Source organism: Acidovorax sp. 1608163, from assembly GCF_003669015.1.
GTDB lineage: Bacteria > Pseudomonadota > Gammaproteobacteria > Burkholderiales > Burkholderiaceae_C > Acidovorax.
On the sequence record NZ_CP033069.1, the window covers coordinates 398,464 to 424,072 of the forward strand.

A 25,609-nucleotide genomic window follows, 5' to 3' on the forward strand; every position below is an offset into this window, starting at 1 on the left:
GACGGATCGTGCGGTGTTGCAGGGGGCTGAGGCATGAAGCCCGGCCTGTCCCTGCGGGTCTCGCAGCACCTGGCCCTCACGCCGCAGTTGCAGCAGTCCATCCGGCTGCTGCAGTTGTCGACCCTGGAGTTGGGGCAAGAGGTTGAGCAGATGCTCGACGAAAACCCCTTCCTGGAGCGCAACGCCGATGAAGCCGTGCGCGAAGAGTTTGGCTTGGAGCACGCTGACACCCCCGTGCAGGCCGACGAGTACAGCGCAGATGATGCTATCTATTCAGGAGCTACCAGCGCTTCATCCACAAGCGCTGAGACCACTTCTGATGCGCAAAGTGACGCCTCGGGTGATGCCGACTACACCAGCAGCACTGCCTCTGACGAGCCCGATTGGGGCGGGGACGGCACGGTGGAGATGGCGCCCAATGAGAGCGAGTGGGGTGGCGACGCCCCCCGCGCACCCGCAACGACATGGAGGGCGACGAGGCCGATGCCACGGAGCTGGCACGCTCGCAAGAGTCCCTCACCGCCTTTTTGCACCGCCAGGCCCTGGCGCTGCGCTTGTCCGAGGTGGACCGCGCTGCCTTGCGCTTCCTCATCGAATCGCTGAACGACGATGGCTACCTGGAAGAGCCGCTGCAAGAGCTGGCCGTTAGCCTCGCGGGCCCGGATGACCTGGAGCAAATTGACGAGCTGGTGCACCGCTTTACGGTGGCCCAGCGCCTGCTGCAAACCCTGGAGCCTGTGGGCGTGGGCGCCCGCAACCTCGCCGAATGCCTGACCCTGCAACTCAGCGCCCTGGCGGCCGACCCTGACAGCGAGGCCCCTGCGGCCGTGGTGCAGACCGCCTTGCTGATCTGCCAGCAGCCGCTGGAGATGCTGGCCCGCCGCGACGTGCGCCGCCTCACCCAGGCCTGCACCGAAGGCGGCGCTGCGGGTGAAGAACGCACCCGCGCCGCCATGGCCCTGATTGCCCGGCTGGAGCCGCGTCCCGGGCGCCGCTTTGCCGACGTGGAGCGCAACATCATCATCCCCGATGTGATCGTGCGCAAAGCCGGGCGCGCCAATGGCAACAGCGGGCAGCAGAACTTCATCGTGGCGCTGAACCCCGACGTGATGCCGCGCCTGCGCGTGCACGACATCTACGCCGGCGCCCTGCGCGGCCACAAGGGCGGCGAGGGCCACCAGGGCATGCAGCAGCGCCTGCAAGAGGCGCGTTGGTTCATCAAGAACATCCAGCAGCGCTTTGACACCATCTTGCGTGTCTCGCGCGCCATCGTGGAGCGGCAAAAGAGCTTCTTCACCCACGGCGAGCTGGCCATGCGCCCGCTGGTGCTGCGCGACATTGCCGACGAGCTGGGCCTGCACGAGTCCACCATCAGCCGCGTGACCACGGCCAAATACATGGCCACGCCCATCGGCACCTACGAGCTGAAGTACTTCTTCGGCTCCGGCCTGGGCACCGAAACCGGGGGCAACGCCTCCAGCACCGCGGTGCGTGCCCTCATCAAGCAGTTTGTGGCCGCTGAAAGCCCCACCAAGCCCTTGTCAGACAGCCAACTGGCCGAAATGCTCAAGGAGCAGGGCATCGAATGCGCCCGCCGCACGGTGGCCAAGTACCGCGAATCGCTCAAGATTGCGCCAGCCAATTTGCGCAAGTCGCTCTGAGAGCCTGCCACCGGCAGGTTCCAGAGCTCTCGGGCTTGAGCCCGGGTTTACTTGGCGGCAGGGGCGCGCCGCAAAGACCGCAGCATTTCCAGCGCCAGTGCCGTGGGCTCTTCGGCCTGGCCGTTGGCCAGTACCGTGAAGGTCACCTGCAGTTCATTCATGCCCAGGGCGCCTTGGGTCAGGTGCTTGAAGCCGCCTGCATCCGGGGCCCGGTCCGTGGCCGAGAAGTAATACCCCACCTTGCCCGAGGCCCCGAGGTCTTTGAGCGGCAGCTCGGCCTCCACGGCTTTGGGCTTGGCCCGCGTGGCTGCGCCTTGCACCTGTGCCCGCAGCTCGCTGGGGGTGGCGGGCTGTGCGCCATTCACAGGCCAGATGGGGGTGACCACCATTTGCAGTGCGCTCGCGTCGGGGCCGCTGATGGCCACCGAGGGCGGCAGCTCGGCCCGGGGGCGGCGGACTTGGGCGTGCCATTGGGCGGGGAGGTCGATGACCAGATCGTCATGGCCGGGCAAAGCCACCCGCAGTTCTTCGGCATGGACGGGCAGGGCGCAGGCCAGGGCCAGCAGGGTGATGAGTCGGCGGAGCATGGGGCGAAACAGGGTGGGAGTCAGAGGTACAGCACTGTAACCACCTGCGTGGCGAGGAGCGGCTGACCAAACTTCCCTGGCGTCGTTGTCCCGCCTTGTCGTACTCCTTGTACTGCCTGCGGCTAAACGCCTAGCCAGGGCCATGGCGCGGGGCAGCCGCTAAAATCGCCACTGTTGCATAGGGCGGGTAGCAGGTGCAGGTGCTGGGGCCGCCTTGCCAAAGCGCGTTGCCACCCGCCAGAGCCCCGCCTGGATGTGGCGAAGCCCCACTGAACCTGCCGAACCTGCCACTGGGCCTGCCACCGCCGGGCCACTTGTTGCCCCCCGGCCCGGCATACCCCAAGGGCGCTGCCCACCAGCCACCACCATTCACTCCCTTCGCGCGATGTCCCGCATTGTTTTCGACCTTCCAGAGCAGCTTGGCTTTGCCACCGAGATGCAGATCTACATCAGCCACGTGAACCAGGGCGGGCACCTGGACAACGCGCAGCTGCTGAGCCTGGTGTCCGAGGCGCGGGTGCGCTTTTTCAAGTCGCTGGGCTATCCGGAGGCCGATGTCGGCGGCCTCTCCACCGTGGTGGGCGACATCGTGGCGCAGTACCAGTCTGAGGGCTTTCACGGCGAAACCATGCGGGTGGAGATGGCGCCGACCGACTTCAACCGCTATGGGTTCGACCTGCTGTTTCGCATGACCGAAAAAACCAGCGGCCGGGCTGTGGCCCGTGGCAAAGTGGGCATCGTGTTTGTCCACCGCAGTGACCGCAAGGTAGCGCCCATCCCTGACTCCATTCGCCAACTGCTGCTGGCGCGTGCGCCAAGCGCTGCGGGGGCTTCCACACCGCTTTAAACGCCAGGGCGCGCCCTGACCGCGTATCCTGACGCCCAATTTATGAACCAACTCCAACTCTTTCTTCCCTGCGCCGCTGGCGTAGAGGGCTTCCTTGCCGATGAGGTGCACGGCATCACCGGCCTCACGGGGCAAGACCTGCTGGTCGGGCGGGGCGGCGTGCTGCTGCGCAGCTCGTGGCGCCATGCGCTGCAGCTGAACCTGCACAGCCGCCTGACCCAGCGGGTGCTGGTGCAATTGGCCCACCGGCCTTATCGCTCAGAAAACGACCTGTACGCCATGGCCAGCGAGGTGGCCTGGGAGATCTGGTTCACCACGCGCCAGAGCTTCAAGATCGAAGTCACGGCCCAGCACAGCCCGCTGCAGAGCCTGAATTTCGCCGCCCTCAAGGTGAAAGACGCGGTGGCCGACCGCTTCCGTGCCAAGTCCGGTGTGCGCCCCGATGTGAACACCCAGTGGCCCGATGTGCGCATCCACCTGCACCTGACCACTGACGAAGCCACGATCTACATCGACACCTCGGGCGAGCCGCTGTTCAAGCGCGGCTGGCGCGAGGACAAGGGCGACGCGCCCCTGAAGGAAACCCTGGCCGCCGCCATGATCGCCGCCAGCGGCTGGGACCCGCACGGCGACAACCCCCAGCCCCTGTACGACCCCTGCTGCGGCAGCGGCACCATTGCCGTCGAAGCCGCGCAAATCGCCTGCCGCATCCCCGCGGGCATGCTGCGCCGCTTTGCTTTTGAAAAGCTGCTGCCCTTCCAGGCGCACGTCTGGACTGCTATCAAAAACGAAGCTGACAGCGCTATCTGCAAGAGCCCTGTGCCCATTTTTGGCAGCGATGTAGCCCACCGCATGGTGGACTTTGCCCAACGCAACGCCGAGCGTGCGGGCGTGGCCGACGCCGTGCAACTGCGCGGTGGCGATGCCCTGCAGCGCATGCCGCCTTGCGAGCAGCCCGGCGTGATGCTGCTCAACCCGCCCTACGGCGAGCGCATTGCTGCCGCAGGTAGCGCGGGCCGCAACGCCAGCGAGCGCGCCGCTGACCGTGCCCAGGGCATGGTCGTGGGCCGCGAAGAGGCGCACACCGACGATGGTGGCGAGTTCTTCAGCCAACTGGCCACGCACTGGAAGAAGAACTACAGCGGCTGGACGGCCTGGATGCTGACGCCTGACCTCAAGCTGCCCGGCAAGATGCGCCTGAAGGAATCGCGCCGCGTGCCCATGTGGAACGGCCCCATCGAATGCCGCATGTTCCGCTTCGACCTCATCAAGGGCTCGGTGCGCGCACCCCGTGCAGGGTCTGCGGGCGAGGGCGGGGCCCAACCCCCGGCAAGCCATGGCCAGTAAACCCCTGCGCGCCTTGCTGGCGCTGCCTGCCCAGGCGCAGGGCGAAGAGGCCGTGCGTGCCCTGGTGCTGGACACCAACATCGTGCTCGACCTGCTGGTGTTTGCCGACGAGGCCGTGGCCCCGGTGCGCGCGCTGCTGGCCGCAGGCCGCCTGCAATGGGTGGCCACGCAGGCCATGCGCACCGAGCTGGCCCGCGTGCTGGCCTACCCGCAAATCGTGCCGCGCCTGGCCTACTACCAGCTCACCGCCGCCGATGTGCTGGCCCGCTACGACGCGCAGGTGCGCTGGGTGGACGTGGCCCCGCGCGTATCGGCCGTGTGCAAGGACGCCGACGACCAGCAGTTCATCGACCTGGCCGTGGCGCACCGCGCCATCTTGCTCAGCAAGGACAAGGCCGTCATTTGCATGCAAAAACGGCTGCTAGCGCTGGATACGCAAGCGGCAACAGCTATTGTTTTGGTAGCGAATGATGCCGCCATGGCCGCAGAGGTCGCTGCAGCGTAACCCTACGTGTGGGTGGTGTGGTGGTGGTTTTGTCGGGGGGCTGTCGGGTTACGCCTTCGGCTAACCCGACCTACGCCGTTGAACCCTTGCTGGGCCTTGCTGCGCCCCGTAGGTCGGGTTAGCGCAGCGTAACCCGACGTTCTTTGGCTTGGGCACGGCCTGTCGGGTGATGCCTGCGACTCGCCCGATCTGCATCTGCCTGCATCTGAACCGCAGCTGGGCCTTGCTGAATCCGCCTCTCAGGCCATCAAGTCATACGCCGCGCGCACGCGCTGCGCATCGCGCCCCAGCTTGCGGCTTTGGGGCAGGTGGTGGGCCAGGCGCAGGCGGCGCACGCTTTGCGCCATCACCGCTTGCAGGGCCGGGCCCCGGGCCGCAATCCACTGCGCCCACAGGGGCCGTGCGTCTTCCAGTGCGCCGCACTGGCGCAGGTAAATGGCGGTGGAATGCGCGTAGCACAGCGCATCGCGCCCATGGCACAGCGGCAGCGGCAGCACGGCCATGGGGTCGTCTTCAAAGTCCACGTAGCCCACCACGCCATCGGGGCAGCGCACCAGGTTGCGGGCAAAGGCCTGGCTCAGGCAGGCGCCCTGGTTGTGCACCAGCTCAATGGCGCGCAGCCCCTGCACCCACAGGCGGAGTACGGCCTCGGGGCCTGCGGGCACGGCCGCCTCGATCTCGTTGCCCAGCGAGGGCGTTTGCTCGGCCGGGCGCCCCAGGTGGCGCATCAAAAAACCGTTGTCCTGCGCGGCCAGCACGGTGGGCACGCGCAGGCCGCGTGCGGCCAGGTCGCGCAGGCGCTGCACCTCGGTGGCAATGGCAATGTTGCCGCCCAGGTTGGGCACAGGCTGCAGCACGGGCAGGCCAAACAGCAGCGCCAGCGCGCCCAGCACGCGGTAGCGCGCCATGCCGTGCGGCGTGTTGGCTTTTTTCACCCACACCTGCTCGTCGCCCAGGCGGTAGCAGGCGGCATTGAATTGCTGGGTTTGCAGCTGGCGGGCCAGGAAGGCGGCGTAGTCCACCGCCGGGGCGGGGGTGGGCACCTGCAGGTGCTCTGAAATAGCGGGCAAATTCATGAAGGCGGACAGCGGGAAGCGAAAGCGGAAGGCGCAGGCGGCAGGCTACACCGCAGTGTGGGCCTGAAAACTGTAGGGGTTGGCCAGGGGCCAGTATTGGCGGAACACATTGTGCTGCGCCTCCAGCGGCCCCAGCAGCGCGCCAGGCTCCACGCGGGCGATCAGGTTGGAGAGCAGGCGCACCTCGGTGTCGCTGATGCGGCGCACGATGTGGTGGGCGGTGATATCGCTCGGGTGCATGAGGCCCGCCGCCTGCACCAGCTCCTGCAGCGCATGCAGCGTGCTGCGATGGAACTGCGCCACGCGCGTGGCCTTGTCGGGCACCACCAGGGCTTGCTGGCGCTGCGGGTCTTGCGTGGCCACGCCTGTGGGGCAGTGGCCGGTGTGGCAGTTTTGCGCCTGGATGCAGCCCAGCGCCATCATGAAGCCGCGCCCGGCGTTGCACCAGTCGGCCCCCAGCGCCATCATGCGGGCAATGTCGAAGGCGCTGATCACCTTGCCTGCGCAGCCAATGCGCACCCGCTCGCGCAGGTTCACACCCACCAGTGTGTTGTGCACCAGCAGCAGGCCCTCTTGCAGCGGGGCTCCGACGTGGTCGGTGAATTCGACCGGCGCAGCACCCGTGCCGCCCTCGGCCCCATCGACCACGATGAAGTCGGGGGTGATGCCGGTCTCCAGCATGGCCTTGACGATGGCAAACCACTCCCACGGGTGGCCCAGGCAGAACTTGAAGCCCGTGGGCTTGCCGCCCGAGAGCTGCCGCAGCCTGGCGACGAAATGCATCATCTCCACCGGTGTGCTGAAAGCACTGTGCCGTGCGGGCGAGATGCAGGCGTGGCCCTCGGGCACGCCCCGGGCGGCGGCGATCTCGGCCGTCACCTTGGCGCCGGGCAGCACACCGCCGTGGCCGGGCTTGGCGCCCTGGCTCAGTTTCAGCTCGATCATCTTCACCTGCGGGTCTTGCGCGTTGGCCGCAAAGCGCTCGGGGCTGAAGCTGCCATCGTCGTTGCGGCAGCCAAAGTAGCCCGATCCAATCTCCCAGATCAAATCGCCGCCATGCACGCGGTGGTGCTGGCTGATGCTGCCCTCGCCCGTGTCGTGCGCAAAGCCGCCGTTCTTGGCGCCCAGGTTCAGCGCCTTGATGGCCTGCGCCGACAGCGCGCCAAAGCTCATGGCCGAGATGTTGAACACGCTGGCCTGGTAAGGCTGGGTGCACGGCGCCGCCGAGGCCGATGCCGCATCCGGGCTGCCGCCAATCCACACCCGAAAGTCGTGCGAGGCCAGTTGCGTGGGCGCCATCGAGTGGTTGACCCACTCATAGCCCTGCGCCCCCACATCCAGGTGCGTGCCAAAGGGGCGGTTGTCCGGGTCGCCCTTGGCGCGCTGGTACACCAGCGAGCGCTGTGCGCGCGAGAAGGGCGCGGCCTCGCTGTCGCTTTCAATGAAGTACTGGCGCACCTCGGGCCGCACGTATTCGAGCATGAAGCGGATGTGCCCGATGACCGGGTAATTGCGCAAGATGGCGTGGCGCTGCTGGCGCACGTCGTAAATGCCCAGGGCCACCAAGGCCGCCACCACCGCCAGCGTGGCTAGCCACACCAGGGCAGGCCCCCAGACCACCAGGGCCGCCGCATTGAAGAGCAGGGCGGCAATGCACAGCGCAAAGGCTGTGTAGCGCACCGGGTAGAGCTGGTTGAGTTGGTGGATCATGGCGGTCGCTAGAGGGGTTCGGGATGCGGCGGGCTACACTCGCCGCCTTGGCGCGGCGCGCACCCGCCGATTTTGGGGCCGCTTTGCGCCCCGGCCGGGCGGGCCGGTGCGAGGCATCATAAGAGCTTTGCCACCTGCGCGCCCCGGCTGCCTTCCCCCTATCGGAGCCCTCATCCATGACCCCCACCGAATCCTCCACACCGCAGGCCGACGCCGACCTGACCCCAGCCAACGCCGCGCCTGCCGACAGCACCACCGGTTTGGCCCCCGAAGAGCTGGAAGAGCTCGACAACCTGCTGGACGACCTGCGCACACGCGGCGAAGAAATCCCACAGTGGGAGTTTTGCGACGGCTTCATGACGGCGCTGATCTGCAGCCGCCGCCCCATCGCCCCGGCCGAATACCTGCCCATGCTGCTGGGCGACGGCGCTGAGCTGGAAGTGGCCGACGGCGAACCGCTGCCCCTGCTGCCCGCCTTTGCCGATGCGGCCCAGCAAGCGCGCTTCATGGAGCTGTGGATGCGCCGCTGGAACGAGATCGTGACCCAGCTCGACACCGACGTGAAGACGCTGGACGACGACCGCACCTTCCAGCCCGAAGCCATGGACATGCGCGGCGCCGTGGCCAGCCTGCCCGAGGAAGAACGGGCCGAGATGGCGGGCCAGGAAATCCCGTCCTTTGGCCAGGTGTGGGCCCTCGGCTTCATGTTCGCCGTAGAAAATTGGCCCGAAGACTGGGCCGCCCCCGCGACAAGGAAGCCGCCAAGTGGCTGGACGATGCGCTCAGCAGCATCGTTGCCCTGACGGAAGACGACACCGGCAAGCCCGAAGTCTGCATGTACAACGAAGACGGCCCTCCCAGCACCAGCCAGGCGCGCGTGGAGACCTTTGGCGAAGCCATCTGGGCCGTGTACGACCTGCGCCAGCTGTGGAAGAGCATGGGCCCGCGCGTGGAGACCCTGCGCAAAGCCCCAGAGCCTGGCCGCAACGACCCTTGCCACTGCGGCAGCGGCAAGAAGTACAAGAAGTGCCACGGGGGATGAGTACAACCCCCTGAGGCGCTACGCGCCTTCCCCCTTCTCTCGAATCGCTATGCGATTCGGGAAGGGGTGCGCCACCAGCGCTTGCAAGCAAAGCGCCGCCCGCGCAGGTTGGCGGCCCTTGCGCGGTGGCCGCTGGTAGGGCTGCGCGCACCGACGAGATCGGGATTGATGCGAACTTGTGACCCCCTATCCTCGGTGAGATGTAATGTGTTTTTGCTATTTAATTTATAGCTGCTTGCGCTTTGTAGGTAAGCGCTATAGCCTTTTTTGTTTGATATGTCTCGCAGCGCGCCTTCGGGCGCGCTTTGCTTTGCAGCTTCCATGAATCCATCTTTCCTCAACCGCCTGCGCGCCGAATGGGCGCCCAGCATTCCCCGCGAGCTGCTGGCCGGGGCCGTGGCCACCTTTGCGCTCATCCCCGAAGTCATCGCGTTCTCCTTTGTGGCGGGCGTGGACCCTTCGGTGGGGCTCTTTGCCTCGTTCGTCATCAGCCTGGTCATCGCCTTCACGGGCGGGCGGCCCGCCATGGTGTCGGCCGCGGCGGGCTCGGTGGCGCTGGTGGCCGCGCCGCTGGTGCAGTCGCACGGGCTGGGCTATTTGCTGGCGGCGGGGCTGCTGGCAGGCGCGGTGCAGGTGGCGTTTGGGCTGATGAAGCTGGGCGTGCTGATGCGTTTTGTGTCCAGCTCGGTGCGCACGGGTTTCGTGAATGCGCTGGCCCTCCTCATCTTCGCCGCGCAGCTGCCGCACCTGCACGGCGCCGGGCTGGCCACCTGGGGTGCTCTGGCGCTGGGGCTGGCGCTCATCTACGGCCTGCCGTGGCTGGGCCAGCGGCTGGCGTGGCCTGCGCTGTCCGTGATCCCGTCACCGCTGATCTGCGTGGTGGTGCTCACGGTGCTGGCCTCGGCGCTGGGGCTGCACCTGCCCACCGTGGGTGACCTGGGCCAACTGCCCGATGCGCTGCCTGTGTTTGCGCTGCCGCAGGTGCCCGCGTCGCTCGACACGCTGCGCATCATCCTGCTGCCCGCACTGGCGATTGCCATGGTGGGTTTGCTCGAATCCGTGCTCACCGCCGCCGTGGTCGATGAGCTGACCGACACCCCCAGCGACAAGAACCGCGAATGCGCCGGGCTGGGCATGGCCAATATCGCAGCCAGCCTGTTTGGCGGCATCGCAGGCTGCGGAATGATCGGCCAGGCCGTGGGCAACGTGAAATACGGCGGGCGCGGGCGCCTGTCCACGCTGTTTGCCGGGGTGTTCCTGCTCATCCTCATGGTGGCGCTCAAGCCCTGGGTGTCGCAGGTGCCGGTGGTTGCGCTGGTGGCCATCATGGTCATGGTGTCGGCCGAAACGTTTGACTGGAAATCGCTGGGCGCCCTGGTGCGCCACCCGCGCCTGTCCAGCGCCGCCATGCTGGCCACTGTGGCCGTCACCATCGCCACGCACAACCTGGCCGCTGGGGTGGCCGTGGGTGTGGTGCTCAGCGGGGTGTTCTTTGCGTTCAAGGTCTCGCGCATGCTCGATGTGCGCATGCACGACGATGCCCAGACCGCCCAACGCACTTGGCACGTGTCCGGCCAGGTGTTCTTTGCCTCGGCCGATGCGTTCATCGAGGCGTTTGACGTGCTGGGCGCCGAAGGCCGCGCGGTGTGCATCGACGTGACGCACGCACACTTCTGGGACATCACCGCTGTGGCTGCACTCGACAAGGTGGTGCAGCGCTTGCGCCACCACGGCTGCACGGTGCAGGTGCTGGGGCTCAATGAGGCCAGCGCGGTGCTGGTTGACCGCATTGGGGTGACGTGACACCTGCCGTGGCGCCGCAGGGCGAGACAGGCGTTTCAACGATGCGGTGTTCCCTTTCACGCTTTGCTTGACTGCCTACTGTGTCAGCACCCTCCCGGCGCTTGCCACCAACCGGCCAGCAGGCAAAAAATTGGTTAGCCGATCTAACTGCACAACTGCGCTTTGGACGATACGAGCTAAGCGTGTGGTCAATAATTCGCCGACTTATCAGGCTAACCTGGGGCGACCGCCTACCCTTCCATCCGCCGGATGTGTAAGTGCTTGCCCGTCGGCGTCGGCTGCGTTTATTTAGCGAACCGCTGGCAGACCCACCCTCTGTGGTTCGGGTACCACGAGACAACGTCAGCAGGAGGGAGTTATATATCGCTCGGCGTATGATTTTCAGTCAGTGGTCTGACGCTACGCCCAGGTAGCAGTACGGCTGCTTTTGAATTATCAAAATTAGATGAGCGGGAGGATGGATCGTGTTGGCTCGTGTTGTTTGTTTTTTGGCTGCCATCGGTATGTTTGGCCTATCTTGGGGATGCTATGTCGAGAACAAAGCTTTTCGGCTGTATGGGCTGAAAGCCCAATTAGCCCCCATCGATAGTTATATTGATAAAACCACAACATTCAAGCGAAAAAGAGACAGCCCCTTCTTCGATAACACGCCCAGGGAATACAAAAGTAAGGGTATCTCGACCTATTTCATGACGGCAAATAAAGAGCGTATTGAGGTTTCAGCTGGTGTCCCCAGTTGGGTCGTTGACAGAATGATCAGTGGCCAAGATGTCCTGGTTACTTACGTCTCGAACAATCCCAAATTGGTTCGATACGATGACCACACGGCCAACACAACCGGTGCCGCCATTACCGGTCTCATTCTCCTTCTTGCTTCTTTTATCCGCTGGCGCAGAAGTTAGTTTTTGCGGTGGTTTGAGCGTCGCATGCCCGAGGGCTGTGTGAATCACTCCGGCGCGGGAGGTGTCCGGTGCCCCCTGAGCTTGCCGCTGGGCAGCAGAAACAAAAATATCTGCGTTCACGCCAACATGCTGGGCTATTACCCCTGCGTCAAAAACTTCTTCAAGTTCCTGCCGTCGTGCTCCGCACCTTGTGCTTGAGCGAGGGTGACCAGCCCAGCCGCACGCCCGGCATGCCCAGAGCCTAGCTTGACCAGCGCCAGAAGCTGAAGTGGTCACGGTACGTTGCGATCAGGTCGTTGGGTGTGAAGGTGATGGTGCCGTCGATGATGTTGTGCACCTTGCGCCCGGTGGCGCTGAAGAGATAGTGCGTCTCCCAGTGCGCTCGGCCGCCCCGGTCGGCCTGTTTCTGCACAGCGACCTGCGAGCGCCCCAGTGGCGGGGTTACTTCGTACAGCGCCCTGAAATGCATACCGTGCACCACGAAATAGACCACCACGCCCAGAACTATGGGCTGCCTTTGTGGGATCTGCTGTTCGGCACGTGGACTAACCCCAAAGAGCGCTACACCGCTTTGGGGGCGACGACGCGAGGTCCGAACGCTCGCCGAAATGCTCATTTTTAGAGACGTGCACAAGTCATAGCTAGACCGAGGCACAGAGCGTCGTGCATACCTGAGAGCGGTGTGGGCCGGCCTCGCCACTGGACCAGATATTCACTTCAGCGATGGCCTGGGCGCAAAGACCGGGGAGCCGCGCATTACATCAGCAGCGTCAGCAGGTGCTGCTGGTCCGGCGTCTCGCGCCGGTCCACCACGCGGTGCTTCACCACCGTTTCATGGGTTTCCAGCTGCTGCCGGTCGGTGCTGCGCACGGCACTGGTGAGCTTGTTATCGGCTGCGCTGATCAGGGTGCTCATGGTGCGGTGGTCCTGGATGGCATACCGGTCAAAATTGCCTGAGAGGATGTCGAGTGCGCCGTCATAGCGTGCCTTGGCGTAGTTCGATTGCAGCTGCTCGCTTTGCGTCTGAATGATGCCTGCCGTCTTTTCCTTGCGGTCCGCATCGACGGTGGTCTTCTGGCTGATGGCGTATTGGGCCTTGCCCTGCTCGTTGACATTGCCCCAGCGGTTGTCACGGCTGAAGTCGCCGCTGAAGCTGGCCTCAAAGTCCACCAGGCCGCTGAGCAGGGGCTGCACCTTCTCGACCAGGGCCGCGTCCACCGCGCTGGTCTCGCCCACGGGGGTGTCGCCCGCCGTGGTGGGCGCTGCACCGTGCAATTGCGAAAAGCTGCTTTTGAACAAGGCCACCAGCTTTTCATCGGCGTGGCTGCGGTCTGCCGCGGCATCGATGAGCTGCAGCTGCTGCGCAATGGCCGCCTGGCGCTGCTGCGCGCTGCCCGTTTGAAAGGGTGGCGTGGCGTCCAGCCGCAGGTCCATCTTGCCCGCAGCGCCCTGGTACGACAGCGAACTGCCACCGTCGCCCAGGTGCAAGGCAAATGACCCCAGGGCCGCCGAAGCCGTAGGGTTCTGGATGTCCAGATTCAGCTGCGAAAACGCGCTGCGGTCATAGGCCAGCAGGCCCGAGAGGTCGATCTCCGGCGCATCGGCATCGCCCAGCCCGGCTAGCGTGTCCTCCAGCCCCTGCGACAGTGCGGCCAGTGCCCGGCGCTCGGTCTCGCTCAGCGGCCCGGTGCTGCTGACGGACACCTGCAAGCCCTGGCTGCTGCCCTCGCCCAATGTCCCTGGCTGCCGGTTGACCGCAATCTGCAAGTCCACCGTCTGCCCCGACCGTGTTTTGATCTGCAGCGTGACGGTGGTGGCACCTTTCTGAAGGCGGTCAAACTGCTCTTTCAGGGGCTGCGTTGGGTCTGCCGCCGACAGCAAGGTCTGCTGGTAATTGAGCGGCGATGTGGACGGGGCGGAGGCCAGCGACAACAGCGCACTGCCCAGGCCGTTCCATTGGCTGGCCAGGGTGCCCTCGGTGCTGCGAAACTCGTTGCGCGCCATCTGGCGGCTGATGGCATCGCCAGCGGGCGCGGTGGCCCAGGCTTGCACACGCTGGGGCTCTGTCGCCGGGCTGTCGGGCAGTTCAGCCTTGGACCCCGATCCCCAGGCGACCGACACCAGCGGCCCGTAGGTGTTGTCGGGCGGCACCACCCGGTCTTGCGGCAGGGGGCTCCAGATCAGCGACGCCGTGGGGGCCGCATCGTCAGCGGCCAAGGTCAGCGCCGCGGCCGCCACAGACACCGAGGCCTGCGCGCTGCCGCCCGCCTCTTGCACCCGCTGGCGCAGCGCCTCGCGATCAATGGAAGGCGTTGGCACAGCCCCGCGCACGGCAGACAACGGCGATAGGGACGTCAAGGGCATTCCCTCCCGGGGTGTTGGGTTGACAAATAGTTATCTATTTATCGGCGCGTTGGGGAGAATCTGTAGGGTGGGTTGGCGCCAGGGGCGACACATGCAGGCTGGTGGCCCCGCCAATGCGGTAGCCAGGCGTGCTACCCCGCTGCATGGTGAAATTGCTATGTATTTGATAGCTTCTTGCGCTTGATTAGAAAGCGCTAGAGGCCTGTTTGGTTTGCATTCGGGCCACTGCGTGCCGCAGGTGTGATGCGACTGCTTGGTGGACAGTTTTGCGATAGAGTGCTTTGAGCCCTTTACAGTCCAACTCAAAACAGTGGCGAGGCCGTCAGTTGATGGGGTCAACCCTTTACTTACGGGCCTGCTTGTCGCGCAGACTCTGTTGCTCGCACAACTGCGATTGATCGAAAGACCCGCTCTATGCGTGTAACGCTTGTCGCCAAAAATTTAGCAATTGCCGCGTTCATCGCATCACCGGTGGCGCTTTCTCTGGGGTCGGTGTGCTTCGCTTTGATTGCCCCTAACGACATTCGAGAGCCTGCAACAGCTTGGGTGCTCATTGCCCTGGCATCAATGGCGATGGCAATGAATCTTCACCTTTCGTTTTTACGTTCTGCGCTGTACGCCATGCGCCATGGCAAATCAATGAACGGCTACAAGCATGTTTCTGGGATTCCCGTGGTTGGGTCAATCCTTGTCGCGATTGCGGTTTTAGTCGCCTGGGGAAATCTGTCAGTAGCTGCCACCAGTCTGCTGATACTTGTCGCCGATACCGGGGGCGTTGTTTGGTTGTTTGCAGTCCTTGTTCGTGACAGGTCATTTTGGCGCGAACCGTAAGGTGCTTGACTCTTTACGCGAACCCCTGGTTTTTTGTCGCGGTGAAAAAATCATTCAGAGAGAGGCGGCACTTGCGTGCCGACAGGGCCAACCCATTCAAGCCGCAGTCCCAGCTCGTGCTCCTTGCGTACCTGTTCAAGGGACGAGACCCAGCCGCCGTCGGCTTCAATCTCGTCGATGCAACCCCAGCAGTCACCGCCGCAATCTTGAGACAGCAGGTCTTCGCGCCTGTCTAGCTCGCGCCCACAAATTTGACACCTTGCCATTGGTCTTGAGTATTCAGTGTGAACTGCCGGTTGTAGCCGATAGCCACCGACCCTGCGCATCAACCCTCTGCCGCATCACGCAACCCCCATCACCCCTGCGCCAAAAACTTCTTCAAGTTCCCCGCCGCCGTACTCCGCACCTTGCGCTTGAGCGAAGGCGACCAGCCCAGCAGCACGCCCGGCAGGCCCAGGGCTTGGCGTGACCAGCGCCAGAAGCTGAAGCGGTCGCGGTGCGTGGCGATGAGCCCGTCGGGCGTGAAGGTGAAGGTGCCGTCGATGATGTTGTGCACCTTGCGCCCGGTGGCGCTGAAGAGGTAGTGCGCCTCCCAGTGCGCGCGGCCGCCGTTGGCGTCGGCTTCGATGCCGTTGAACTCCAGCTTCCAGTGCTCGGCCGCGCCGGGCTTTTGGGTGGCGCTGCACAGCATGCGCCACATGCCGCCCACCTGCTCGCGGCCCTTGAGCGAGAAGGCCTCGTCGTCAAACGTGGCGTTGGGCGCGTAGCAGGCGGCCATGGTGGCGTGGTCGAGCTGGCTGAAGGCGGTGTAAAAGCGCTGCAGGGTCTGGGCGTTGGGGTGCATGGGTCTCCTCCTGAATGTGGGCGCCCATGCTACCCGCTGGGCGGTGGCCGCACTGCCGCCTGGGTGACGCTGGCCGCAGTTCAGCATGCCGCCCGGCCGCCGTATCAGCTCTGCGCGACCTTGAGCCGGGGCACGGCGCCATCGGCAATGGCTTCGCCAAACGGGCTCAGCAGCGTGGCGCCCACCTTCTCTTGCACCGCCACGGGCAGCAGGGGGAACACCAGCTCGGCAAAGCGGTAGGCCTCTTCCAGGTGCGGATAGCCCGAGAGCACAAACGTGTCAGCCCCCAGTGCCGCGTATTCCTTCAGGCGGTCTGCCACCTGCTGCGGGTTGCCCACCAGGGCCGTGCCCGCGCCGCCGCGCACCAGGCCCACGCCGGCCCACAGGTTGGGGCTGATCTCCAGCTTGTCGCGCTGGCCGCCGTGCAGTGCGCTCATGCGCTGCTGGCCTTCCGAGTCCAGGCGCGCCAGTGCCGCCTGTGCGCGGGCCACCGTTTCGTCGTCCAGCTCGCTGATCAGTCGGTCGGCGGCGGCCCAGGCTTCTGGCTCGGTCTCGCGCACGATCACGTGCAGGCGCACGCCAAAGCGCACGGTGCGGCCCTTGGCGGCGGCGCGGGCGCGGAGGTCGGCAAACTTGGCCGCCACATCTTCGGGGCGCTCGCCCCACGAGATGTACAGCTCCACCTGCTCGGCCGCTAGGTCGTGCGCAGCGGGGGACGAGCCGCCAAAGTACAGCGGCGGGTGCGGCTGCTGCAGCGGTGGAAAGAGCTGGCGCGCGCCTTTGACTTTGATGTGCTCGCCATCAAAGTCCACCGTCTCGCCCGCCAGCAGGCCCTTCCACACGGTGAGGAATTCGCGCGCATGTTCGTAGCGCGCATCGTGCGAGAGAAAGGTGCCATCGGCCTCCAGGTCGCCCGCATCGCCCCCGGCCACCACGTTGATGAGCAGGCGCCCAGCCGAGAGGCGGTCCAGCGTGGCGGCCATGCGCGCATTGGCCGTGACGGAGAACGTGGTGGGCCGCAGCGCCACCAAAAACTTGAGCGTGCGCGTGACGGCCGCCAGGTTGGAGGCGATGACCCACGAGTCCTCGCACGAGCGCCCTGTGGGCACCAGCACGCCGCCGTAGCCCAGGCGCTCAGCCGCCTGTGCAATCTGCTGCAAATAGGTTTGGTCTACCGCCCGCGCTTGCTGCGTGCTGCCAAGGTAACGGCCATCGCCGTGGGTGGGAAGGAACCAGAAAACGTGGAGGCTCATGAGGGACTTTCAGCATCAGGAATGAAGGAAAGCCCCATTGTTCGAATGCGCCTGCACCAGCGTTTGATCTGCCGCAAACCCGCATGGGCACTGGGTTTTCTTGCATTGGTGGGCGCATATGTATGCTCGGTTTTGGCATAAGCGAGGTGTGCGCCGCCCCCCTGAAAAACGCAGCGCCTGGAGCGAATCAGCTGCTTGCTTGCAGCAGCGCGTTCAACCGCTCGCAGGCCCAGTGCAGTGTTTGCTGGCGCACGGCGGCGCGGTCGCCGTCGAAGCGGCGGGTGGCGGTGGTCACGGTGCCGTTCACGTTCCAGCCAAACCAGACGGTGCCCACGGGTTTGTCGGCGCTGCCGCCGGTGGGGCCGGCAATGCCGGTGACGGCCACGGCCACCTGGGCGCGGGAGTGGGCTACGGCGCCCTGGGCCATGGCGCGGGCCACGGGCTCGCTCACGGCGCCGTGCTCGGCGATCAGCGTGGCGGGCACGCCCAGCAGCTCGGTCTTGGCTTCGTTGGAATAGGTGACGAAGCCGCGCTCAAACCACTGGCTCGAACCTGCCAGGTCGGTGCAGGCGGCGGCGATCATGCCGCCGGTGCAGCTCTCGGCGGTGGCCAGAATCCAGCCGCGTGTAAGCAGGGTGGCAGATATTTGAATCAAATGGGCCTCTAGCGCTTGATTGGTAAGCGCTGGCGGCTCACTTTTTGATAGTAATTGGGGTGTCGGTGCGGACAGGTCGGTGGGGTCTGCGGGGCTCATGCCAAGAACCTCCACAGCGCAATCACCAGCAGCGTGCAGAAGGCGGCCACAAAGTCGTCAAACAAAATGCCCCAGCCACCGCGCCAGCCAAAGCCTTTGAACAGGCTGTCGGCCCAGCCCACGGGGCCGGGCTTGGCGGCGTCAAAAAAGCGGAACAGGGCGAAGGCCAAGATTTGGCCCGTGAGGCCCATGGGCATGGCCAGCCACAGCACGAGCCAGAAGGCCACGATTTCGTCCCACACGATGGCGCCAGGGTCGGCCACGCGCAGGTGGCGGGCGGCGGTGGTGCAGGCCCACCAGCCCACCAGGGCGCCACCCAGGATCAGCGCGCCCATTTGCCAGGCATTGAGCCAAGGCTTGAGCACCGAAAACGACATCCAGCCCCACAGCGTGCCCACAGTGCCGGGCGCGATGGGCGAGAGGCCCGAGCCAAAGCCCAGCGCAATGGCGTGGGCCGGGTGCGCCAGCATGAAGGCGGCGCTGGCGCGGCGCGGTGCGCCCATGCCGGGGGCTGCGGGCGTTGGCGTGGCAGGCGTTTGGGCGTCAAAGGTCATTGGCGTTCCTGCACGTCCAGGTCTTTGGCGTAGCGGATGGTGTGCTCGGCGCTGAACTGCGCGGTGGCGCCTGCGGCCAGGGGCTGCTGCCAGGCCACGGTGCCGGGGTTGCGGTTCCAGGCCAGGTCGGTGGGCTGGGGCTGGTAGCGCGATTCGATCTCGATCTTCTCGTTGCGCGACTGGGGTGCGGCGTGCAGCACCTGCAGCGTCACGGGGGTCTTGTGGCGGTTCTCTACCGTGTAGGCGCGGCGGGTGCGGCGCTCGATGCGCGAGCCGGTGAAGCCGGTGCTGCCCGTCAGGTCTTGCACGGGCTCGGCGCGCACGGTGACCAGCTCGTCGCGCCCAAAGGCCAGGCTGCTGGTGCCGTTGGTGCTGGTCGCGGTGGCAAAGTCGATGCGGCCTGTGCCCACAAAGGCGCCATCGCGGTACAGGTTGGCTGTGCCCACGGGCCACACGCCGGGGGGCGGTGCCAGCTCGGCCACGAGGTAGGCGGCTTCTTCCACCGCTGGGGCCGCGCGGGTCAGAAGCGTGGCGGGTGCGGTGTAGTTGCCCAGGGCCAGCGTCACACGCTGGCCGTTGGAGGGCACGGTGATGCGCTGCGGCACTGCAAATTCGGTGGCAAAGGCCTTGTCGGTGCTGCTCACTTCAAAGCTGGGCAGGGCGTCTTCGGCACTGGCGCGGCGTGCCACGGGCATGGCGGCTGGGGCAGGGGCCGACAGTGCCATTGCCGCCATCGGCGGGCCCTTGGGCATGGGCGGTGCAATGTCCAGCGTCCAGGGCCGGGGCAGGCGGCCCTGGGTGGCGCGCCCGGGCTGGCCGGTGGAGAGGGTGAGCTGCACATTGCTCCAGTCCTCGCCACTGTTTTGCGCCACCAGGGCCTGGCGCTCCAGCAGCACGCTGGGTTTGGCGGCGTCCAGCGTGGCGCGGTAGGTGGGCTGCCAGCCGGTGCCGCGCACCTGGTAGGACAGGCGCAGCTCGGCCTCGCGGTCGGTGGCCAGCGTGACGGTGACGGAGACCACCTGCGCACGCTGGCTGGCGGTGCGCTCGCGCTCGGCGGCCAGGGGTTTGAGGGCCAGCTCCAGCGCCTCTTGCTTGCGCTGCAGTTGGTGGGCGCGGGTTTGCGACTCTTGCGCCGATTTGCGCAGTGCGTCGGCGGTGGCTGCGATCTGTGCGGGTGTGGTGGCTTGCAGGCGGCCTGCGGGTGTTTCGGTGCCGGCTCCCCCGGTCGCTACGTTCTTCAGGTAGCCATCGACCAGTTGCAGCGAGGCGGCTTCGGCCTTGATGGCGGCAATCTGGTCTTCCAGCTCGCGGATGCGGCCATCGAGCGGGCTGGCGCAGGCGGCCACCACGTCGCGGTCTTCGGTGCGCACATTGAATTCGCCCACGCGCACGGCGGGGTCGGCGTTGATCTGCAGGCTTTGCGCATCGAGCGACGCGGGCAGGCAGCCCAGCGTGATGCTGCGCGCGCCTGCGGGCACCTTGGCCACGCGCTCGACCGTGGCGCTGCCGGGGTACACGGTGACGCGGGCAATCCGCGAGGCGGTGTCTTGTGCCAGCGCCGGGCTGGCGGCGGCCCACAGGGCGGCCAGTGTGGCCAGGGTGGTCATGGCGGCAGGGGGCAAGGGGCGGGCAGGGGTGGTGTGCTTCACGGCGGGGCTCCTGGGGGCAGAGGGGCAAAACGGCGCAGGCGCTGCGGTGCGCGCTTTGCGGTGGGTGGAATGCTAGCAGCGTGGGGCCGCTTGCCAACGCGGAGGGCGCAACGCTTTACGGCTTGTTTATGTTGGGTTAAGGCGCCCTTCATCCCCTGGGACTATGGTGGCAAGACCGACAAAACAAGGACAGGGTCGATGATGAAAAAGGTTTTGGGAAGCACGCTGGCATTGGCGGTGCTGTTGTGGGCGATGGCCGTGCCGTGGCAAAACCCGGTGACGCCGGTGATGAACGTCTGGTGGTGGCGCAACCAAGTGCTGTTGCTGACCGGGCTGGGCGCCTGGGCGCTGATGTCGCTGATCATGGTGCTGTCGCTGCGGCCCACGTGGCTGGAGCGGCCGCTGGGCGGCATGGACAAGGTCTACCGCCTGCACAAGTGGGCGGGCATTGGGGCCATCGTGCTGTCGCTTTTGCACTATGGAACGCAGCTGTCCAAGAGCCTGCTGGTGGCCTGGGTGGGGCGCCCTGTGAAGGCCCCGCGTGCTGACTGGTGGCTCAACACCTTCCGCCACCTGGCGGAAGACATGGGCGAGTGGGCGGTGTGGTTCCTGGCGGCCATGCTGGTCATCACGCTGTGGCAGCGGTTTCCGTACCACGTGTGGCGCTACCTGCACAAACTGCTGGCGGTGGTGTACCTGGTGCTGGCCTTCCATGCCGTGGTGCTGGTGCCGCCCGAATGGTGGGTGCAGCCTGCGGGCGCGTTCGTGGCCGTGGCCACGCTGGCGGGCGTGTTGTGCGCCGTGCGTTCGCTGGCCGGGCGCATTGGCGGCAGCCGCCGCCATGCGGCGCAGGTGGTAGCGGTGCAGGCCCACCCCGGCGGCGTGGTGGAGCTGGAGTGCCAGGTGCAGGGCGCCTGGAAGCACCAGGCCGGGCAGTTTGCCTTCTTGACCCTGCAGGCGGGCGAGGGGCACCACCCCTTCACGCTGGTCAACGCCGATGCAGGCGATGGCCGAGTGCGCTTTGCCATCAAGGCGCTGGGCGACTACACCGCGCAGCTTGCCCAGCGCGTGGCCGTGGGCCAGTCGGTGTGGGTGGAGGGGCCTTACGGCCGGTTTGACTTTCGCCAAGACCGCACACCCGAGCAGGTGTGGGTGGCGGCAGGCATTGGCGCCACGCCGTTTGTGGCATGGCTGGAATCGCTGGTGGCTGACCCGGCCCAGGCCCCCGTGGTGCAACTGCACTACTGCGTGCGCCATGCGGGCGAGGCCGTGTTTGCCCAGCGCATGCAGCAGCTGTGTGCGCAGTTGCCCAGCGTGACGCTGCACGTGCACCACAGCGACGCTGCGGGCCCGGTGGCCGCCGAGGCGCTGCTGGCCAGCGCCGGGCCGCAGGCCAGCGTGTGGTTTTGCGGGCCACAGGGCTTTGGGCAAGCGCTGCGCGGCGCCATGCAGCGCCTGGGGCGCAGGCCGCGCAGCTTTCACCAAGAGCTGTTCCAGATGCGCTGAGCGCGAGCCGGGCCGCACGGCCCGGTACGGATCAGGCCGCTGGTGTCAGGCCACGGGCGTCAGGTAGGCGATCAGGCGGCCCATGCGGCGGATCCACTCTGAGGTGACGATGAACTGCGGCTTCTCACGCTTCACGTAGGGCTCGATCTCGGGTGGGTTGTCGGCCGGGTAGGGCGAGGTGTCGTACACATCGCCCACATGCTTGCTGCGGTAGGCCGTGCCCGTGTAGGCGGTGCTGGGGCCGTCTGCCTTGTAGGGGTTGACGATCTCGGGCACGGGCGAGGTCCAGTAGTTCTTGGTGCCCAGCTCGGTGAGCAGCGTCTGCACCTCGGTGTCTGGCACTGTGGGCGTGGTCATCACGGCGCCAGCGAACAGATCGGGGAAGTCCACCTCGCGGATCGAGAAGTACTTGGGCAGCGCGCGGGTGCCGGTGGTCTTGAGCGGTGACTTGGCAACCATGGCCGCGATCTCGGCGCTCGTCATCGCGTTAAGCTTGTTGTAGGTGGCCTCCAGCGTGGCGATGTTGATGGTGCGGCCTGCCGAGTAGTGGCTGATGGTGTTGGTGTAGTCCTTGTCGGCGTAGTAGGCGCCGTTGTGGATGTTGGAGCCGTAGCGGTGCATGTACAGCCCGTCGTTGGTGCCCAGCTCGATGAAGGTGGGGTGCGTGCGGCCCCCGGCGAGCAGCGGGTTTTTGGTGGCCGCATCGGCAGGCAGCGGGCAGCTCTTGAGCCAGGCAATCGCCTCGGGGATGCGGGCCAGGTACTTCTTGTCGCCCGTGAGCTGGAAGTAGTTGAACAGCTGGTTGATGTTGGTCTGCGTGGTGTGCGTGGCCAGCGAGCGGGGCTCGTAGCTGCGCGCACCGGCGGGCGCGCCTGCAGGGCGGCCGCCTGTGGGGCGCGAGAGGTGCTGCAGGCTCCAGCCCGCCTGGGGGCCGGGCTGCTGCATCAGGCGCATGCATTCCATGGCGCGCTCGATGTTGCTGATCAGGCGCGTCTCGCCCAGCGCAATCACGCACAGGGTCAGGAACTTGATGTTCTCGCCCATCACGTCGTCGTTGAAGGTGACGTGCAGGGTGTAGTCGCCATCGCCCATGCCCGCAATGCCGCCGGGCGGAATCTGCCCTGCATTGGGCTGCGGCATGCTGCTGACCGAGCCGGGGAAGTGGGGGAAGCGCTGCGGCCAGCCACCATTGGCAATGCCGTATTCGGGCCCGAATTGCGACTTGACCATGAAGTCGATGGCCTTTTGCAGCGGCGCCAGAAAGCGAGCGTCGCGCTTTTCGAGGTACATGCGCAGCATGAGCTGCGAGGCCACGGCGGTGCCTGCGTCGTCAAACGTGGCGTTGCCGTAGTAGTGCTGAAACTCTTCGAGCCGCCAGCCGTTCTTGCCAATGGTGTCGTACCACTTCTTGAGCGACTCTTCGCCCGCAAAATCGTGGATGTAGTTCCACCCGCCCGAGCTGTGCTGCGCGGCCGCAATGGCCAGGGCGGTGCGCTCGGCGGCCTGGTAGTAGCGCTCGTCGCTGGTGGCGTGGTAGGCGTCCAGGTACACGTGGCCCACCGAGGGCGTGCCGGGCGGCTGGATCCAGCACATGGTGCGGTAGGCCTCCATCTCGCCAAAGGTCTGCTTCAGGTCGGGCGAGTACGACCACACGTAGCCGCCCTGGTAGGACACCACTTCGTCCATGTACTGCGCTGCGCGCTTGAGGCCTGCGGCCGCTTCGGCCTTGGCGCCGCTGAATTCCACGCCCCCATTGCTGCCCCCGCCGCCGCAGGCGGTCATCAGCAGCGGTGAAAGGGCTGCGGTCAGGGCAAAGTCTCTGCGCTTCATGTGTCTGTCTCCTCATTGAATGGATGTGTGCCTGGGGCGGCCCGCAAGGAGGGGCGCCACAGGTCCGGTCTGGATGCCGATGCTGTGTGGACATTACTTAGAGAAATGATGTCGTACAACAAGCGGCGATTCTCTGGAGTTTGATTTGCCACATGAATGGCGTTTACCCGTATGGCTGGTTAGCAAATGTTGCTGAAAAATGGGATGCATTCGCAGATGAAATGCTTGTCGTCACTCTGAAGAATGAAACGAAGCGGTATGCGCTGAAAAAGTGTCAAAGGCGAATTGCAAACTGAAAAGCCGGTGGCGTGGGTGCCTTCCATCCCGCAATCGGTATCCAGTGATGTGCAAATTGATATGACATCGTACTAATAAGTAATAACCGAAGATGGTCCGCCCAAGGGGGTCGAGCCCACAAAAAAGGAGTGAGGAGATGACACACCAACTGCTGCGGCAGGCCCGCCAATGGGCGGCCCCGCTGGCGCTGGGCCTGGCCTGCGTCGTGGCGCCTGCCAGCGCGCAAACCAAGCTGCGGGCCTGGAATATTCACCCCGACGGCTACCCCGTGACCGAGGCGATGAAGAGCTTTGCCGACCAGGTGAACAAGGGCACGCAGGGGCGCTACCAGATCGAGGTGTTCTCCAACGCCACGCTGGGCGACCAGCCCAAGGCCGTGCAGATGCTCAAGAGCGGCGAGATCGATCTGGCCGAGTTCAGCTCGGGCCCACTGTCCGACGCGGTGCCGGGCATCAAGGTGCTGAACCTGCCGTTTCTGTTCACCGACTCGGCCCACATGTTCCGCCACCTGGACGGCAAGCTGGGCGAGCGCTTTGCCTCCAACCTCAAAGGCGCTGGCTTTGTGGTGCTGGGCTGGTACGACGGCGGGGCGCGCTCGTTTTACTGCGCTGGCCGCAGCCCGAACAATCTGCGCGATCTGGCGGGGGCTTCCATCCGGGTGCAGCAGTCGGAGATTTACATTGAAATGGTCAAGCTGCTGGACGCCAAGCCCGTGCCGCTGCCCTTCAAAGAGGTGATGGCCGGATTTGAAAAGGGCACCATCGACTGCGCCGAGAACAACATGCCGTCGTACGAGGCGACGGGCCATTACAAGGTCGCCAAAAACGTGTACGTGACCAACCACGTGGTCTCGCCCGAGGCGCTGGTGGTGTCGGCCGCGCTGTGGGGCAAGCTGTCAGAGGCCGACCGCAAGGTCTTTCAAGACGCCGGTGGCAAATCAGCCCTGCTGATGCGCGAGCTGTGGAACAAGCGCGTGGCCCAGGCGCAGGAGACCACGGCCAAGCAGGGTGCGCAGTTTGTGCGGGTCAAGGACGTATCGCCCTTCGTGCGCCGCATGTCGCCGCTGTACGGCAAGTACATGAACGATCCCACCACGCGCGAAGAGCTGCTCAGCATCATCGCCAACAAGTGAGGGCGCGGGGGGCCGCGCTGCCCGCTGCGCACGGATGCGCGTGCCGATCAGCGCACCCACCTGCACGCTGATGGGTGCGTCAGGCGAAGTGATCGAACGAGGCGAAGCGGTGCTCCACTGGCTGGCCCTGTGCATCCACCAGCCGCAGCCCGGGCTCGGCCTGCACCTGGCCAATGCGTGCCACGGGCGTCTGGCTTTGGGCTGCAGCGGCGGCCACGGCGGCGCGGTGCGCTGGCGGGGCGGTGAACACCAGCTCGTAGTCGTCCCCGCCTGCCAGCGTGCACTGGTGCAGCAGTGGTGCGCTGGATTGAGTGTCAAATAGGCCTGTAGCGCTTGATAAATAAGCGCTGGCAGCTATCAATTTGATAGTTTCATGGGCGTGAATGCACGCCCCCATGCCCGAGGCCTTGAGGATGTGGGCAAAGTCGCCCAGCAGGCCGTCGCTCACGTCCATGGCGCTGCTGGCAATGCCGCGCAGCGCCAGGCCCAGCGCCACGCGGGGCGTGGGCCGCTCCAGCCGCAGGCGGGCCTGGGCCAGCAGGTCGTTGGGCAGGTGGATGTGGCCGAGCAGCGCTTCCAGTGCCAGGCGTGCATCGCCCAGCGTGCCGCTCACGTAAATGTCGTCGCCCGCCCGCGCGCCGCTGCGCAGCAGGGCCTGGCCCGCGGGCACCTCGCCAAACACGGTGATGCAGATATTGAGCGGGCCCTGCGTGGTGTCGCCACCCACCAGCTCACAGCCGTGCGCATCGGCCAGCGCCAGCAGCCCGCGCGAAAAGCCTGCCAGCCACGCTTCGTCTACCCGTGGCAGTGCCAAAGCCAGCGTGAAGGCCATCGGCTTGGCACCGCAAGCCGCCAGGTCCGACAGGTTCACGGCCAGGGCCTTGTGGCCCAGGGCCTCGGGGTCCACATCGGCAAAAAAGTGGCGGCCCTCCACCAGCATGTCGCTGCTGACGGCCAGCTGCATGCCGGGGCGCGGGGCCAGCAAGGCGCAGTCGTCGCCCACGCCTAAAGCGGCGTGGCGCACGGGGCGCGTGAAGTAGCGCGCGATCAAGTCAAATTCACCCATGCTCCGATTGTCGGTGGGTTGGGGGCTGCAACAGTCGATCCGTCGGGGG

22 protein-coding genes and 2 pseudogenes are annotated in these 25,609 nt (G+C 65.9%); 11 read left to right on the forward strand and 13 right to left on the reverse strand.

All coding sequences use genetic code 11. The features are described 5' to 3' along the window. Window positions 1-33 precede the first annotated feature (33 nt). Window positions 34-1,661: pseudogene (locus EAG14_RS01740) on the forward strand (RNA polymerase factor sigma-54). Window positions 1,662-1,708: 47 nt separating this feature from the next. Here the strand turns inward: EAG14_RS01740 and EAG14_RS01745 are convergent. Next, a complete protein-coding gene (locus EAG14_RS01745) occupies window positions 1,709-2,248 on the reverse strand; it encodes a hypothetical protein (protein WP_099656942.1) in 540 nt (179 codons plus the stop codon). A gap of 385 nt (window positions 2,249-2,633) precedes the next feature. Between EAG14_RS01745 and EAG14_RS01750 the strand changes: the two genes are divergently transcribed. From EAG14_RS01750 to EAG14_RS01760, 3 genes are read left to right on the forward strand one after another with little or no spacing between them, the layout of a single operon-like run. After that, the gene (locus EAG14_RS01750; RefSeq protein WP_099742268.1) at window positions 2,634-3,095 is read left to right on the forward strand and encodes a thioesterase family protein; all 462 of its coding nucleotides are present in this window, start codon (window positions 2,634-2,636) and stop codon (window positions 3,093-3,095) included. Window positions 3,096-3,137: 42 nt separating this feature from the next. Then, window positions 3,138-4,442 carry a class I SAM-dependent RNA methyltransferase gene (locus EAG14_RS01755; RefSeq protein WP_121727887.1) on the forward strand — a complete coding sequence of 435 codons (1,305 nt, stop codon included), beginning with the start codon at window positions 3,138-3,140 and terminating at the stop codon, window positions 4,440-4,442. Continuing rightward, window positions 4,432-4,947 (forward strand): putative toxin-antitoxin system toxin component, PIN family, encoded by a 516-nt coding sequence (locus tag EAG14_RS01760; protein ID WP_240456903.1) that lies wholly within the window; start codon window positions 4,432-4,434, stop codon window positions 4,945-4,947. The genes EAG14_RS01755 and EAG14_RS01760 overlap by 11 nt, the downstream gene beginning before the upstream one ends. Before the next feature lie 239 nt (window positions 4,948-5,186). On the opposite strand, the gene EAG14_RS01765 is transcribed toward EAG14_RS01760, so the two are convergent. Next, window positions 5,187-6,023: a hypothetical protein gene (locus EAG14_RS01765; protein ID WP_121727888.1), complete on the reverse strand. Its 837-nt coding sequence runs from the start codon at window positions 6,021-6,023 to the stop codon at window positions 5,187-5,189. 45 nt (window positions 6,024-6,068) lie between these two features. Continuing rightward, complete coding sequence (locus tag EAG14_RS01770; RefSeq protein ID WP_121727889.1) at window positions 6,069-7,733, reverse strand: FMN-binding glutamate synthase family protein; 1,665 nt, start codon at window positions 7,731-7,733, stop codon at window positions 6,069-6,071. A 176-nt stretch (window positions 7,734-7,909) separates the two neighbouring features. On the opposite strand from EAG14_RS01770, the pseudogene EAG14_RS01775 reads away from it, so the two are divergent. After that, window positions 7,910-8,775 (forward strand): annotated as a pseudogene (locus EAG14_RS01775) (UPF0149 family protein). Window positions 8,776-8,822: 47 nt separating this feature from the next. Here EAG14_RS01775 and EAG14_RS22590 read toward each other — a convergent pair. After that, complete coding sequence (locus EAG14_RS22590) at window positions 8,823-9,098, reverse strand: hypothetical protein (protein WP_162995873.1); 276 nt, start codon at window positions 9,096-9,098, stop codon at window positions 8,823-8,825. Here EAG14_RS22590 and EAG14_RS01780 point away from each other — a divergent pair. Both EAG14_RS01780 and EAG14_RS01785 read left to right on the forward strand, forming a co-directional pair. Next, entirely contained in the window at window positions 9,097-10,578 is a 1,482-nt protein-coding gene (locus EAG14_RS01780) for a SulP family inorganic anion transporter (RefSeq protein ID WP_121727890.1), read from the forward strand. The two genes, EAG14_RS22590 and EAG14_RS01780, sit on opposite strands and share 2 nt — an antisense overlap. A 464-nt stretch (window positions 10,579-11,042) precedes the next feature. Then, window positions 11,043-11,480 (forward strand): hypothetical protein, encoded by a 438-nt coding sequence (locus EAG14_RS01785; protein WP_143226722.1) that lies wholly within the window; start codon window positions 11,043-11,045, stop codon window positions 11,478-11,480. Window positions 11,481-11,721: 241 nt separating this feature from the next. Here the strand turns inward: EAG14_RS01785 and EAG14_RS23700 are convergent, their stop codons facing one another. Beyond that, entirely contained in the window at window positions 11,722-11,976 is a 255-nt protein-coding gene (locus tag EAG14_RS23700; protein ID WP_371414437.1) for a hypothetical protein, read from the reverse strand. Between EAG14_RS23700 and EAG14_RS01790 the strand changes: the two genes are divergently transcribed. Then, window positions 11,857-12,102, forward strand: a complete 246-nt coding sequence (locus tag EAG14_RS01790) for a sterol desaturase family protein (protein ID WP_240456904.1) — start codon at window positions 11,857-11,859, stop codon at window positions 12,100-12,102. The genes EAG14_RS23700 and EAG14_RS01790 overlap by 120 nt on opposite strands. A gap of 134 nt (window positions 12,103-12,236) precedes the next feature. Here EAG14_RS01790 and EAG14_RS01795 read toward each other — a convergent pair whose 3' ends face one another. Then, window positions 12,237-13,838 (reverse strand): hypothetical protein, encoded by a 1,602-nt coding sequence (locus tag EAG14_RS01795; protein ID WP_162995875.1) that lies wholly within the window; start codon window positions 13,836-13,838, stop codon window positions 12,237-12,239. 420 nt (window positions 13,839-14,258) lie between these two features. Here EAG14_RS01795 and EAG14_RS22595 point away from each other — a divergent pair, with 420 nt between their 5' ends. Continuing rightward, entirely contained in the window at window positions 14,259-14,675 is a 417-nt protein-coding gene (locus tag EAG14_RS22595; RefSeq protein ID WP_162995876.1) for a hypothetical protein, read from the forward strand. Window positions 14,676-15,030: 355 nt separating this feature from the next. Here the strand turns inward: EAG14_RS22595 and EAG14_RS01805 are convergent, their stop codons facing one another. From EAG14_RS01805 to EAG14_RS01825, 5 genes are all read right to left on the reverse strand, one after another. Continuing rightward, window positions 15,031-15,519, reverse strand: a complete 489-nt coding sequence (locus EAG14_RS01805; RefSeq protein WP_099656933.1) for a nuclear transport factor 2 family protein — start codon at window positions 15,517-15,519, stop codon at window positions 15,031-15,033. 104 nt (window positions 15,520-15,623) lie between these two features. Further along, complete coding sequence (gene ssuD / locus EAG14_RS01810) at window positions 15,624-16,772, reverse strand: FMNH2-dependent alkanesulfonate monooxygenase (RefSeq protein WP_121727893.1); 1,149 nt, start codon at window positions 16,770-16,772, stop codon at window positions 15,624-15,626. A 187-nt stretch (window positions 16,773-16,959) separates the two neighbouring features. Next, window positions 16,960-17,526 (reverse strand): CinA family protein, encoded by a 567-nt coding sequence (locus tag EAG14_RS01815; protein WP_121727894.1) that lies wholly within the window; start codon window positions 17,524-17,526, stop codon window positions 16,960-16,962. Next, window positions 17,523-18,080 carry a phosphatidylglycerophosphatase A gene (locus EAG14_RS01820; RefSeq protein WP_121727895.1) on the reverse strand — a complete coding sequence of 186 codons (558 nt, stop codon included), beginning with the start codon at window positions 18,078-18,080 and terminating at the stop codon, window positions 17,523-17,525. Before EAG14_RS01820 ends, EAG14_RS01815 begins: the two co-directional genes overlap by 4 nt. Beyond that, entirely contained in the window at window positions 18,077-19,687 is a 1,611-nt protein-coding gene (locus tag EAG14_RS01825; protein WP_121730248.1) for a DUF4139 domain-containing protein, read from the reverse strand. Before EAG14_RS01825 ends, EAG14_RS01820 begins: the two co-directional genes overlap by 4 nt. 243 nt (window positions 19,688-19,930) lie before the next feature. Between EAG14_RS01825 and EAG14_RS01830 the strand changes: the two genes are divergently transcribed. Beyond that, the gene (locus EAG14_RS01830; protein WP_162995877.1) at window positions 19,931-21,235 is read left to right on the forward strand and encodes a ferric reductase-like transmembrane domain-containing protein; all 1,305 of its coding nucleotides are present in this window, start codon (window positions 19,931-19,933) and stop codon (window positions 21,233-21,235) included. Between the two features lie 45 nt (window positions 21,236-21,280). Here EAG14_RS01830 and EAG14_RS01835 read toward each other — a convergent pair whose 3' ends face one another. Continuing rightward, window positions 21,281-23,065, reverse strand: coding sequence for a pectate lyase (locus EAG14_RS01835; RefSeq protein WP_121727896.1), 1,785 nt, complete (start codon window positions 23,063-23,065; stop codon window positions 21,281-21,283). Between the two features lie 433 nt (window positions 23,066-23,498). Between EAG14_RS01835 and EAG14_RS01840 the strand changes: the two genes are divergently transcribed. Beyond that, a complete protein-coding gene (locus EAG14_RS01840) occupies window positions 23,499-24,494 on the forward strand; it encodes a TRAP transporter substrate-binding protein (protein WP_121727897.1) in 996 nt (331 codons plus the stop codon). A 79-nt stretch (window positions 24,495-24,573) separates the two neighbouring features. Here the strand turns inward: EAG14_RS01840 and thiL are convergent, their stop codons facing one another. Continuing rightward, complete coding sequence (gene thiL / locus EAG14_RS01845; RefSeq protein ID WP_121727898.1) at window positions 24,574-25,560, reverse strand: thiamine-phosphate kinase; 987 nt, start codon at window positions 25,558-25,560, stop codon at window positions 24,574-24,576. Window positions 25,561-25,609: the final 49 nt, after the last annotated feature.